This is a genomic window from Ralstonia mojiangensis, from assembly GCF_023955645.1.
Taxonomy (GTDB): Bacteria; Pseudomonadota; Gammaproteobacteria; order Burkholderiales; family Burkholderiaceae; genus Ralstonia; species Ralstonia mojiangensis.
In genome coordinates, this window is record NZ_JAMXHU010000002.1 from 894,417 (window position 1) to 907,480 (window position 13,064).

Consider the following 13,064-nt stretch of genomic DNA (forward strand, 5'->3'; position numbering starts at 1 on the left):
CCCATGTCCCTCGAACCGTTCTCGAAATCCGAAGCCCTGACGTTTGGCGTCGAGCTGGAACTGCAGCTCGTCAATCGCCATGACTACGACCTCGCGTCAGCGTCGCCCGACCTGCTGCGCATGCTCAAGGGCAAGGAATACCCCGGCGACATCAAGCCGGAGATCACCGATTCGATGATCGAGATCTCCACCGGCATCTGCCACAGCCATGACGAGGCGCTCTGGCAGTTGCGCGAGATGCGCGACCGCATGGCCGACGCCGCCACGGCGCTGAACATCGGCATCTGCGGTGGCGGCACGCACCCGTTCCAGCAATGGAGCCAGCGCCAGATTTCGCAATCGCCGCGCTATCAGTACATCTCGGATCTGTACGGTTATCTCGCCAAGCAGTTCACCGTGTTCGGGCAGCACGTGCATATTGGCTGCCCCAATCCCGACGACGCGCTGTACCTGCTGCACGCCATGTCGCGCTACGTGCCCCACTTCATTGCGCTGGCCGCGTCGTCGCCGTTCGTGCAGGGCGTGGATACGGGGTTTGCTTCCGCGCGCATGAACTCGGTCAGCGCCTTCCCGATGTCGGGCCGCGCGCCGTTCGTGCTGACGTGGGATGCCTTCATTGCGTACTTCGACAAGATGCACGCCACGGGCGTGATCGAAAGCATGAAGGACTTCTACTGGGACATCCGCCCCAAGCCCGAATTCGGCACGATCGAAGTCCGCGTGATGGACACCCCGCTGACCGTCGAACGCGCGGCCGCAATCGCCGCCTATATCCAGGCATTGGGCCGCTGGCTGCTGCTCGATCGCCCGTTCATGCCCGAGGAAGACGATTACCTCGTCTACACCTTCAACCGCTTCCAGGCATGCCGCTTCGGGCTGGCCGGCGAATACGTCGACCCGGCCACGGGCAACCGCGGTGCGCTGGCTGATCACATCCTGGAAACGAGCAAGGTGCTGTCGACACATGCCGAAGCGCTGTCGTCCGAAGGCGCGCTGGATATGGTGCGGGAGGTGGTGGAGGCGCGAGATGCGGATGCCGAATGGATCCGCGCGGCGCAACGTGAAACCCGCAACCTGCACGAGACCGTGCGACGCGGCTGCGGGCGTTGGACGCAGGCGGCAACGCAGCCCGCCTGACGCATCGAGGAACGGTCAGTCGTTGCGGACCGTTCCAGGCGCTTCAAGCCAGCGCTGCATGAACACGAGGTCGAGCCACTGGCCGTGCTTGATGGCCGCCTCGGGCATGCGGCCCACTTCCTTGAAGCCGAGCTTTTCGTGCAGGCGGATCGAGCCTGCATTGGCGCCGTCGATGGCGCCCACCATCAGGTGTTTGCCCAGCGCCGCGGCGCGTTCGCACAGCGCTTCAACCAGCAGGCTGCCCAGGCCCTTGCCGCGCCAGTCGCGATGAATATGCACCGAGTGCTCGACGGTGGTTCGAAAGCCCGGGTACGGCCGGAAATCCCCAAACGATGCAACGCCTGCTACCTGCCCGCCATCATCGGCCACCAGCACCGGATACCCCTGCGTGGCACGCAACGCCAGCCACGCGGTGCGGTCTTCCAGCGTGACCGGCGTTTCGGTGTAGATCGCGTTGGAGGTGGCGATCACGTCGTTGTAGATGGCGAGGATGGCCGGCAGGTCGGCCTGCGTTGCGTCGCGGAGCAGCATATTGCGGGATGGGGTCAATGAGTCGGACGCACCGCCAGTACGCGGCGCGCGAAGGCCCAGCATACCAAGGCGAACACGATCAGCCCAAGCCATTGCGCCGTGCCTTCAAACGACGCGCCCACGATCGCCAGCGGCGCATCCTTGCCCGTGGCCCCGATGATGGCTGCCATCAATACGCCGACCAGACTTTCGCCCACGATCAGGCCCGACGCCAGCAGCACGCCGTGGCGGTTCGGCACCTCGGCATAGCGCTCGTACGGCACACCGGCCGCCTGCGCACGCTTGGAGAGAATTTTCTCGATGACCCACGCCAGCACCGCGCCGGTCACCAGCACTGTGCTGATCGTCGGCGGCAGGTAGATGCCGATGCCCACCGCCAGCACCGGCAGACGGGCGACACCGCCACGCTGCTTGAGCGCCCAGTCGACGGCGATCAGGAGCACACCGATGACGATGCCCGCAATCACCATGTTCCATTCCAGCTGGTGCGTGAAGATGCCGGTGGCAATGGCCGTCATGAGCGTCGCCTGCGGGGCGGACAGCGCCTGCGCCGCGTCCATACCGGCACGCGGCAGCGCACCCGGAAAACCATACGCGTTGTACAGCAGTTCCAGCACCGGCGAGATGACCGCCGCGCCCGCCACGCAGCCGATCAGCAGCGCCACCTGCTGGCGCCATGGCGTGGCACCAACCAGCCAGCCTGTCTTCAGATCCTGCAGGTTGTCATTGGAGATGGTCGCCACGGCCACCACGGCCGAGGTTGTGAAGATGGCCAGCGCAATGCCCAGCTTGCTCGCTTCGGGCGAACCAACGATGCCGTTGTCCGCGCCGATAGCCAACAGCAGCAGCGACACCAAGGTGATGGCGATGATGCCAATGCCTGAAATCGGGCTCGACGACGAACCGATCAGCCCGGCCATGTAGCCGCACGCCGCTGCCACCAGAAAGCCGAACACCACCGCAAAGATCACCGCGCAGGTGATCAGCGTCCAGCGCGAGCCGGCCGACAGCATGGTCGGCGCCAGGAATGCGGCAAACGTGATCACCAGCACCACGACCATCGCCAGCGTGACCAGCAGAATCCAGCGCGGTGCCATGTCCTGCTCGGTGCGCTGGGCGCCGCCATCGGCCTTCGGGCGCAGGCTGCCGAACGAACGCTTTACACCGTGCACCACCGGGCCGATCAGCGTGCCCAGCGTCCACACGGCCGCCACCGCAATCACGCCTGCACCGATAAAACGCACCTGCGTGCGCCACACGTCCGTGCCGAACGCCGAGAGCGCCTTGCCCGCCGGCATCGGCGTAATGGAGGTCAGATACGGCACGGCGATGCCCCAGGCGATCACCAGGCCCACCAGCATGGCAAGCCCCGCCACCAGGCCGATCAGATAGCCCGCGCCCAGCAGTGCCGTTGAAAAGCCCATGGGCAAGCGCACCACCGCGGCACCCGCTGCGAACCACCAGCTTGCCCCTTCGCCCAGCAGGCGCAGGCCGCTGGTTGCGAACGCCACGATGGCCGCGACAATGCCGCCGGCAGCGAGATCGCGCATGCCGGTCGCGGCGGGCACCGCCTCGCCATCGGCGGCGTCTTCGCCGTCAGCAGATTGGCCGCTGCCCACGCGGAGGATTTCCGCCGCCGCCACGCCTTCGGGATAGGGCAGGTCGCTCTGCACCACCATCGCGTGGCGCAGCGGAATCGTGAACACCACGCCGAGCATGCCGCCCGCCATGCACACTCCAAACGTTTGCCAGAACGGGAAACCTTGCCAGTGCCCGATCATCACCAGGCCGGGCAGGATGAAGATGATGGAAGACAGCGTCCCGGCCGCAGACGCCTGCGTCTGCACCATGTTGTTCTCAAGGATGTTCGTGCCGCCGAGCATGCGCAGCACCGCCATCGAAATGACCGCTGCCGGAATCGCCGATGAGAACGTCAGGCCGACCTTCAGGCCGAGGTACACGTTTGAAGCGGTAAAAATTACGGTGATGATGGCACCGAGGATCATGCCGCGTAGCGTCAGCTCCGGCAGGGTCGCTGCCGGAATGTGCTTGGGAGGATGGAGGGATTGCATCCTGCGGATCTCCAAAGAGGGTTCTTGTGGCGCGGATTATAGGAGTGGATGGGGGCGGGGGCTTGTGCGTTTTTTTTGGGGTGCCCTCTAGATTTGTTGTTTGTGGTCCATCCCTTGTTTCATCCCCTGCCGGGGCTGACTCACTTTCTTTGTCTTGCCAAAGAAAGTAAGCAAAGAAAGGCGCGCCCGATGCGGCGACCCCCTCCTTGAATTTATGTCGCAAGGAGGGGAAGGGAAAAACTCGCTGCGCTCAGACAGTTTCCCTTCCTTTTTCCTCCTTGCAACAGAAATTCAAGGCGCCGCATAGGGCAGGGAAAGTCAAAGACAGAAGCAAAACACTCTGGACGCAAGCCCAAACGACAAAGGCCAACCTCGCGACGGGTTGGCCTTTTTCTTTTGACGTTGAGCCCTTGATGGCGCCTTGAATTTTTGTGGGCGGGCGGATCAAGGAAGGAGGCTTGTCTGAGCGCAGCGAGTTTTCCCCACCTCCGCCCGGTTACGCAAATTCAAGGAATCTTTCGCCATCTCGGGCGCGCCTTTCTTTTGCTTACTTTTCTTTGGCAAGACAAAGAAAAGTGAGTCGGTCCCGGCAGGGAACGAAAGGAGTGTGGACCACCAAGGCAAAAATCAAAATCAGCACTCCACAATATTCACAGCCAGTCCGCCCCGCGCAGTCTCCTTGTACTTAGTCTTCATATCCGCCCCCGTCTCCCGCATCGTCTTGATCACGGAGTCGAGCGAAACATAATGCGTGCCATCCCCGCGCAGCGCCATGCGCGCCGCATTCACCGCCTTTACAGAAGCCATCGCATTGCGCTCAATGCACGGAATCTGCACCAGCCCGCCGACCGGGTCGCATGTCAGCCCCAGGTTGTGCTCCATGCCAATCTCAGCCGCGTTCTCCACCTGCGCAGGCGTACCACCCAGCACCGCAGCAAGCGCGCCGGCCGCCATCGAACACGCCACGCCGACTTCGCCCTGGCACCCGACTTCCGCACCCGAGATCGACGCATTCATCTTGTAAAGCATGCCGATCGCGCCGGCGGTGAGGAGGAAGTCCACGATGCCATCGTCATTCGCGCCGGGCACGAAGCGGTCGTAGTAATGCATCACGGCCGGGATGATGCCCGCTGCGCCGTTGGTCGGCGCCGTGACGACGCGCCCGCCCGCAGCGTTTTCTTCATTCACGGCAATCGCATACAGATTCACCCAGTCGATGACTGACAGCGGGTCGGACAGCGTGCGTTCGGCCTGCACCGTGAGCCGTGAATACAACTCGGCGGCACGGCGACGCACGTGGAACGGGCCCGGCAATTCGCCCTCCGTGCGGCAGCCGCGCGCCACGCACGCCTGCATCACGTGCCAGATGTTGAGCAGACCAGCGCGCACTTCAGCTTCCGTGCGCGACGTCAGTTCGTTTTCGAGCATCAGCCGGGCGATGGATTTGCCCGTCGATTCGCACATCGCCAGCAGCTCTTTGCCGCTGCGGAATGGATGCGGCAACTGGTCGTGCGCGGCCAGCACTTGCGTATTCGGCGCACCGGCCGTGACGACAAAGCCTCCGCCCACCGACAGGTAGCGCGCTTCGCGCAGCCGCTCGCCTGCGGCATCGAAGGCGTGGAACTTCATGCCGTTCGGATGCTCGGCCATCGCCTCGCGGCGATAGAAGGCGATGTGCTCCTTTTCGGTGAAGCGCACCGCGTGACGGCCCAGCAGCGACAGCGACTGCGACGCGCGCAGGGCCGCGAGCTTGTCTTCGATGGTGTCCGGGTCGATGGTGTCCGGCGCCTCGCCCATCAGGCCGAGGATGACGCCGCGATCGGTGCCGTGGCCCTTGCCGGTGGCGCCGAGCGAGCCGTACAGCTCCACGCGCACGCTGGCGACTTGCGGCATCAGCCCATCGGCTTCCAGGCCGGAGGCAAACATGAGCGCGGCGCGCATCGGCCCGACGGTGTGCGAGCTGGACGGGCCAATGCCGATCTTGAAGAGGTCGAAAACGGAAACAGCCATGGGTGAGGCTCCGGGGGGCGTTAAAGGGTGCAAGCGGCTTGTGGCCGCTTGCGCCAGGTTGTTGGGCGCGCGCTGTCAGTACAGCGCTTCGCCGTTCAGAGGGCTGCGCACAGCGCCAGCCAGTCAGGCGCAGTCGCGGCGAGCCGCTCGGCCAGCGTGCGGTATTTCGAATCCAGTCGCGCAGCCTGCCAATACAGCGTGCCGGCGCTTTTCGGCTCCCACATGCCGGAGAAGCCGGGTAAGCCCGCGTCGGCTCGTTTCTTGTCGAAGGCAACGTGCGAGTGGACGTATTCCTCGTGCATGCGGCTGCCATCGGCATACGGCACGAGCCAATCAACGGCGGCGGCGAGCGTGGCGCCGTTGGCTGCGCGCTCATGTAGCCAGTGCTGGCCAAAAGGCTGCACGGCAATCGCGGCCATCGTCAGCGGCTCGAGGTCGTAGACGACGTAGTGAAGTGCATCGCGGTCTTCAAAATCTTCCACTGACCCGTCCGGGCGCACATTATTGGCGACCTGTTGCAGGAACAGGCGATGTACCTGCGCGAGCAACGCGTGGTCACCCAGCGCGGCAGCCGACATTGCCATCAGCTTGATGCGATGGCTTTGCCAGTTGTTCACCCACGTGTGGGACAGCGGCTGGCGCGCAGCCTCGGTGCGGGCAATATAGCCCTCGGCCAGCGTGCGCAGGAAGCGTTGCGTCTCTGCGCGCGTGCCCGGCGTCAGGCCGTCGCGCGCGAGCATATAGGCCTGGATCAGCGCATCGAACTTCGTCTCGTCGATCGGGTTGAAGCTCGGTACATACGTTCCGCCCCACGCGTGCAGAAAGGTGTCGACCTGCTCGGCGAACCGCATGTCGCCCGTGAGGCGCCAGGCCATTGCTGCGTCGCGCATGACCGGAAAGTCCCGCGCGGCCACAACGGATTCGTCGTAGATGCCCTGGTGTGGCAACGTGCCTTCGGTATGCAGGCGAGGCAACGGGTGCGGCGTCTGCCCGAGGTGCTGGGTGGCGCGGGCGATCAGCTTGACAGCAGCAGGTTCGCCGGACAGCGCGGGCGAAACGCTGCACCAATCGCGCGCCGGCCCCGTCGTATTGTGCGTGCCGGCGTACACCGATGCCGCGGCGCTCGCTTGTATCGGCGAGCACGCGCCGCATACCGCGACAGCGGCAGCACACGCAAGCAGACGGAAGAGCGAGGCAGGTTGAAGCATCGGCATGGCAGAGTCTCGTCGATCGGGTGAACTGGCGTCACCATAAACGGCGAGGAACGCTGAAAACAGCGGTTGTGAGAGCAGGTTACAGGGGTTGCGCCACGTTACATGTGACACGGCGGCGGAGCATGCCGCCCCGCCGCCGCGTTCATCTCACTTCGAGGGGCATCAGTCCTGCGCGTACTCGCTCATCGGCACGCAGGCGCAGAACAGGTTGCGGTCGCCGTAGACGTTGTCGGCGCGGCCGACCGGCGGCCAGTACTTTTGCTTGCGCAGCGACGCCACCGGGTAGGCGGCCTGCTCACGCGTGTACTTGTGTTGCCAGTTATCGGCCATCACCACAGCTGCGGTGTGCGGTGCGTGCTTCAGCGGGTTGTCTTCGCGGTCGAATTCGCCCGAGATCACCTTGTCGACTTCGCCACGGATGGCGATCATCGCGTCGATGAAGCGGTCGAGTTCCACCTTCGGCTCGCTTTCGGTCGGCTCGATCATCAGCGTGCCGGGCACCGGGAAGCTCATCGTCGGTGCGTGGAAGCCGAAGTCCATCAGGCGCTTGGCGATGTCTTCGTTGCTGATGCCCGATTCCTTCTGCAGCGGGCGGATGTCGAGAATGCACTCGTGCGCCACCAGGTCGTGCGCGCCCGTGTACAGCACGGGGTAGTACGGCGCGAGGCGCTTGGCCACGTAGTTGGCCGACAGGATGGCCGTCTCGGTGGCGGCGGTCAGGCCCGCTGCGCCCATCATGGCGATGTACATCCACGAAATCGGCAGGATCGACGCCGAGCCGAACGCCGCCGCCGACACGTTGCCGATGTTCTGGCTCGCGTCTTCACCCGAGGCCGCGCGCCCCGGGAGGAACGGTGCAAGGTGCGCGCCCACGGCCACCGGACCGACGCCCGGGCCGCCGCCGCCGTGCGGAATGCAGAACGTCTTGTGCAGGTTCAGGTGCGAGACGTCGCCGCCAAAGTGGCCCGGTGCGGCGGTGCCGACCATGGCGTTCATGTTGGCGCCGTCCACGTAGACCTGGCCGCCGTGGCTGTGCACGATTTCGCAGACGCGCTTCACGCCTTCCTCGAACACGCCGTGCGTGGACGGGTACGTGATCATGATCGCCGCGAGGTTCTTGCTGTGCTCGGCCGCCTTCTTCTCCAGATCAGCCAGATCGACGTTGCCGCGCTCATCGCACGCCACGACGACGACCTGCATGCCGGCCATCTGCGCCGATGCCGGGTTCGTGCCGTGCGCCGACGACGGGATCAGGCACACGTTGCGGTGCGCTTCGCCACGGCTCGCGTGGTAGGCATGGATGATCAGCAGGCCAGCGTATTCACCTTGCGAGCCGGCATTCGGCTGCAGGCTCACGGCGGCGTAGCCGGTGGCGGCGCACAGCATCTGCTCAAGCTGATCGATCATCTCGCGGTAGCCGACGGTCTGGTCGGCCGGTGCGAACGGGTGGATGTTCGAAAACTCGGGCCACGTCACCGGCAGCATTTCTGCGGTGGCATTGAGCTTCATCGTGCACGAGCCGAGCGGGATCATCGTGCGGTCGAGCGCGAGGTCCTTGTCGGCGAGGCTGCGCAGGTAGCGCAGCATTTCGTGCTCCGAGTGGTGTGCGTTGAACACCGGGTGCGTCAGGTACGCGCTCTGGCGCACGAGCGACGTCGGGTAGGCATCGGCCACGCCCGCTTCGGTCTGGTCGAAGTCCGGCGCGGCGGCGTGGGCGGCGTGCGCGAAGACTTCCCACAGCGCAACGACATCAGCGCGCGTAACGGTCTCGTCCAGCGAGATGCCCAGACGAGCGTCGTCGATCTGGCGCAGGTTGATGCCGTGCGCTTGCGCGGCGATGTGAAGGTTGGCGGTGCGCGGGCCGGTGGCGACGGTCAACGTGTCGAAGAAGGCGTCGGATTCCGGCGTGTAGCCAATCGCGCGCAGGCCGGCGGCCAGCGTGGCGGTCAGGCGGTGCACGCGTTGCGCGATGCGCTTCAGGCCTTGCGGGCCGTGGTAGACGGCGTACATCGACGCCATCACGCCCAGCAGCACCTGCGCGGTACAGATGTTCGAGGTGGCCTTCTCGCGGCGGATGTGCTGTTCGCGCGTCTGCAGGGCGAGGCGGTAAGCCGGGTTGCCCTGCGCATCGATCGTCACGCCGACCAGGCGACCGGGCATCGAGCGCTTGAATGCATCGCGCACGGCCATGTAGCCAGCGTGCGGGCCGCCGAAGCCGAACGGCACGCCAAAGCGCTGCGTGTTGCCGATCACGACGTCGGCGCCCCATTCGCCCGGCGCAGCCAGCAGCGTAAGCGCCAGCAGGTCGGCAGCCGCAACGACCAAACCGCCGGCAGCGTGCACGGCATCGGTCAGCGCCTGGTACGTCGCCAGATCGCCCAGCAGCGCACCGTTGGCGCCGGGGTATTGCAGCAGCACGCCGAACGCGTCGTGCTTGGCGGCGTCGGCTGCCGGGCCGGTCACCACCTGCACGCCGATCGGTTCGGCGCGGGTGCGAACGACTTCCAGCGTTTGCGGAAGAACGTCGTCCGCCACAAAGAACACGGTCGACTTCGATTTGCCAATGCGCTGCAGCAGCGTCATCGCCTCGGCAGCGGCGGTCGCTTCGTCCAGCATCGACGCATTGGCGATGTCCATGGCGGTCAGGTCGATCACCATCTGCTGGAAGTTCAACATCGCTTCCAGTCGGCCCTGCGAGATTTCCGGCTGATACGGCGTGTACGCCGTGTACCAGGCGGGGTTCTCGAGGATGTTGCGCAGGATGACGCCCGGCGTGTGCGTGCCGTAATAGCCCTGGCCGATCAGGCTCTTGACCACGCGGTTCTGCCCCGCGATGTCGCGCAGCTTGGCGAGCGCCGCTTCTTCAGTCAGCGGTTGCGTGAATTCACCCAGCGGCATGCCGTCCTGACGGCGGATGGCCGGCGGGATCACGGCGTCGATCAGCGCGGCACGGCTGGCGTAGCCGAGCGTGCCGAGCATGGCGGTCTGCTCGTCGGCAGACGGGCCGATGTGGCGGTGCGCGAAGGCGTCGTGCGCCTCCAGGTCAGCCAAAGTGGAGCGTTCGGCAGCAAGCGCCGAGGAAGCGGGGTGCGGAGCGTTCATGGCAAGGGCTCGAAATTCAGGCGATGCAGGCAATGGCCGATGCGCAGCGCAGGTCAGGGCGCGCGCATCGGCCGGAGGATCGGCTTAGCCGATCTTGGCTTCGTAGTCAGCGGCCGACATCAGGGCGTTCACGTCGTCGGCGTTGGTCGGCTTGATCTTGAACAGCCAGGCCTCGTAGGCGCCAGCGTTCACGGATTCCGGCGCGCCGGCGGCATCTGCGTTGTTGGCGATGATCTCGCCCGAGACGGGGGCGTAGATGTCGGAGGCGGCCTTGACCGATTCCACCACGGCAATTGCCTCGTCTTTGGCGACGGCGCGACCAGCGTCCGGCAGTTCCAGGAAGACGATGTCGCCCAGCGCGTCCTGCGCGAAATCGGTAATGCCGATGGTCAGCGTGCCGTCGGCTTCAACGCGGATCCACTCGTCGTGTTCGGTGTACTTCAGATCGGCGGGAACGTTGCTCATGAAAGGTTTCTCCGGAAGATTGGTATTGGGGGATGCGGATTCGGTGTTCAGCTGACCAGCGCCTTGCCATTGCGCACGAACGGCAGTTTAACCACAGTCGCGGTCAACTTGCGGTCGCGAATTTCGACCTGTACGTCGGTGCCGACGGCCACGTCCTTGGGCAGGCGCGCCAGTGCAATCGAGAGCGACAGGCTCGGGCTGAACGTGCCGCTGGTGATCTCGCCGTCACCAGCGGCCGTGATGACCTTCTGGTGGGCGCGCAGCACGCCGCCCTTGTCGCGCAGGATCAGGCCGACGAACTGTTCGCGCTGGCCGCCGGCTTGCAGCGCAGCCTTGCCGGTGAAGTCGCGCTCGCTTTGCAGATCGACCGTCCAGGCGAGGCCGGCGTCGAGCGGCGAGACGTGCTCGTCCATGTCCTGGCCGTAGAGGTTCATGCCGGCTTCCAGACGCAGCGTGTCGCGCGCGCCCAGGCCTGCCGGGCGTACGCCGGCTTGCAGGAGGCGCTCCCACACGCCCGCAATCTGCGCGGCCGGCACGACCAGCTCGAAACCGTCTTCACCGGTGTAGCCGGTGCGGGCCACCATGATTTCGCCCACGTTTTCCACGGTGACGAAGCCGGCGTTGAACGGCTTGAGCGCCTCGCCCACGGCCTGCGTGCCGGGCAGCGCCGCGTAAGTCTTGGCACGCGCATTCGGGCCTTGCACGGCGAGGATGCCCAGCGGCTCGGCGCCAGCGTTGTTGTCGGAGCGGCGCGGCGTGATCGTCACGTTGGTGCCGGCGGCGGCGTTCTGCGCGACGATCCACTCCAGGTCCGTCGGCGCGGTACCGGCGTTGACCACCAGGCGGAACCAGTCTTCGCGGAAGAAGTAGACGATCAGATCGTCGATCACGCCGCCCTTGGGGTTGAGCATGCAGCTGTAGAGTGCCTTGCCGGGCGTCTGCAGCTTGTCGACGTTGTTGGCGAGCAGCCCACGCAGGAAGTCGCGCACGCGCGCGCCGGTGAGGTCAACCACGCACATGTGCGAGACGTCGAAGATGCCGGCATCTTGGCGCACGGCGTGGTGCTCTTCGATCTGGGAGCCGTAGTTGACGGGCATGTCCCAGCCGCCAAAGTCGACCATGCGGGCGCCCAGCGAGCGGTGGATGGCATTGAGCGGCGTGTGTTGGAGCGTCATGGAATCTCTCGGCTGAGCGCGCCGCCGTGGCTTGGGCGCGGCGCATGGATCGGGAACCAGAAAAGCAAAAAGGCCACCCGCGCAGCCTGATCCCTCATGGTGACGCCATGAAGATCAACAAGCTGCGCAGATGGCCCCTCTGTCCTTGGTACCTGAGAGATTGCGAAGCGGGGCGCATAGCGGTGCGCGCCGTTCGTGAGCCCCTTCGGTGGGCGCCCGCAGTGGTCGTGCGGCGCCAGCTCTCCAGAGTGCGGTCGGACACATGTCCGCCGATCCGCCCGGTCCTGGATGCCTGAGAGTTTTCGGGTGCTACCCCTTCGGCGGCGCCTTGCCGTATACGGCGGGCACGCTCTCCCGGATGGATGGGCGGAATTTACGGAAGGGGGATGGGATTGTCAATTGGGGGGCGGGGGCTTTTGGGAGGAGGGCTGGTTTTATGCTTTTGGTCCATCCCTTGTTTCATCCCCTGCCGGGGCTGACTCACTTTTCTTTGTCTTGCCAAAGAAAAGTAAGCAAAAGAAATGCGCGCCCGAGATGGCGACTTCCCCTTGAATTTCTGTAACCGGGCGGAGGCGGGGAAAACTCGCTTCGCTCAGACAGTTCCCCGCCTTTTTTCCGCCCGCTTACAGAAATTCAAGGCGCCATCTAGGGCCGGTACGTCAAAGGCTAAAGGCCAAAGACTAAAAGACAACGGCCACACCCTTGGGAGCTGGCGAGGTCGCCAATCTCCAGGGGTGTGGCCGGAGCGCGGGTGTTGGCTGGTCTTGCTTTGACTTACTTGCCGATCTGGCGGCTGACCTGGTTTTCCTGCTGGTTCAGGGTGCGCTGTTCCTGCTTGGTGATGTGCCCGCCGTTCTGCGCAGCCATGTCGCGCTCTTCCTGGCGAATCTGGTGGTCTTCCCGGTGCATCTGGCGAGCTTGGCCCTTGGTGATCTCGCCTTCCTTCACTTCGTTGTGGATGCGCTTGTTCTGGTTGGCGAGGCGGTGGTTGACCTCGGCGCGGCGCGGGTGGTCTTTTTGCCACTGCGTCTGGGCGAAGGCGCCGGTGGTGGCAGACAGGGCGACGGCGGTAACGGCCAGGGCTTTGACGATGCGGTTCATGGTGGGTTCTCCGGTGGGCGGCCGACCGATTCAGCCGCTGTCCTGTCCATAACGAGGTGCCGTGCATGGCCGCTTACGCGGTTCGTGTAACGGCGCGTAAGCGGTGTAACGCCCATGCGAAAAAGCGGGGGGCGCAAACGCATGCGGTGCAGCTTGGCGCACCTCCGTCAGGCTCGACGCAGGTGGCTTCTCGCAGCCCCAATCGATGCAAAGGCGCCGTGCTACCATCGCCCTCCGCTGTCGTTCCCGCCTGCTTT

Annotated in this window: 9 protein-coding genes and 2 riboswitches; of the genes, 1 reads left to right on the forward strand and 8 read right to left on the reverse strand. The window is 65.0% G+C overall.

What is annotated here, in order from left to right; all coding sequences use genetic code 11:
• Positions 1 to 3: 3 nt before the first annotated feature.
• Positions 4 to 1,137: a YbdK family carboxylate-amine ligase gene (locus NG898_RS10960; protein ID WP_252692316.1), complete on the forward strand. Its 1,134-nt coding sequence runs from the start codon at positions 4 to 6 to the stop codon at positions 1,135 to 1,137.
• A gap of 15 nt (positions 1,138 to 1,152) precedes the next feature.
• Here NG898_RS10960 and NG898_RS10965 read toward each other — a convergent pair whose 3' ends face one another.
• The 8 genes from NG898_RS10965 to NG898_RS11000 form a co-directional block, all read right to left on the reverse strand.
• Positions 1,153 to 1,668 carry a GNAT family N-acetyltransferase gene (locus NG898_RS10965; protein WP_024977257.1) on the reverse strand — a complete coding sequence of 172 codons (516 nt, stop codon included), beginning with the start codon at positions 1,666 to 1,668 and terminating at the stop codon, positions 1,153 to 1,155.
• Positions 1,669 to 1,682: 14 nt separating this feature from the next.
• The gene (locus NG898_RS10970) at positions 1,683 to 3,740 is read right to left on the reverse strand and encodes an OPT family oligopeptide transporter (RefSeq protein WP_252692317.1); all 2,058 of its coding nucleotides are present in this window, start codon (positions 3,738 to 3,740) and stop codon (positions 1,683 to 1,685) included.
• A gap of 633 nt (positions 3,741 to 4,373) precedes the next feature.
• Complete coding sequence (locus NG898_RS10975; RefSeq protein ID WP_252692318.1) at positions 4,374 to 5,750, reverse strand: L-serine ammonia-lyase; 1,377 nt, start codon at positions 5,748 to 5,750, stop codon at positions 4,374 to 4,376.
• A gap of 95 nt (positions 5,751 to 5,845) precedes the next feature.
• A complete protein-coding gene (locus NG898_RS10980; protein ID WP_252692319.1) occupies positions 5,846 to 6,964 on the reverse strand; it encodes an alginate lyase family protein in 1,119 nt (372 codons plus the stop codon).
• A gap of 162 nt (positions 6,965 to 7,126) precedes the next feature.
• Positions 7,127 to 10,066: an aminomethyl-transferring glycine dehydrogenase gene (gene gcvP, locus NG898_RS10985; protein WP_252692320.1), complete on the reverse strand. Its 2,940-nt coding sequence runs from the start codon at positions 10,064 to 10,066 to the stop codon at positions 7,127 to 7,129.
• An 84-nt stretch (positions 10,067 to 10,150) separates the two neighbouring features.
• Positions 10,151 to 10,531 (reverse strand): glycine cleavage system protein GcvH, encoded by a 381-nt coding sequence (gcvH, locus tag NG898_RS10990; protein ID WP_252692321.1) that lies wholly within the window; start codon positions 10,529 to 10,531, stop codon positions 10,151 to 10,153.
• A gap of 47 nt (positions 10,532 to 10,578) precedes the next feature.
• Complete coding sequence (gcvT, locus tag NG898_RS10995) at positions 10,579 to 11,706, reverse strand: glycine cleavage system aminomethyltransferase GcvT (protein WP_252692322.1); 1,128 nt, start codon at positions 11,704 to 11,706, stop codon at positions 10,579 to 10,581.
• 129 nt (positions 11,707 to 11,835) lie between these two features.
• Positions 11,836 to 11,963: riboswitch (glycine riboswitch) on the reverse strand.
• 12 nt (positions 11,964 to 11,975) lie between these two features.
• Positions 11,976 to 12,073: riboswitch (glycine riboswitch) on the reverse strand.
• A 407-nt stretch (positions 12,074 to 12,480) separates the two neighbouring features.
• A complete protein-coding gene (locus NG898_RS11000) occupies positions 12,481 to 12,807 on the reverse strand; it encodes a hypothetical protein (RefSeq protein ID WP_252692323.1) in 327 nt (108 codons plus the stop codon).
• Positions 12,808 to 13,064: the final 257 nt, after the last annotated feature.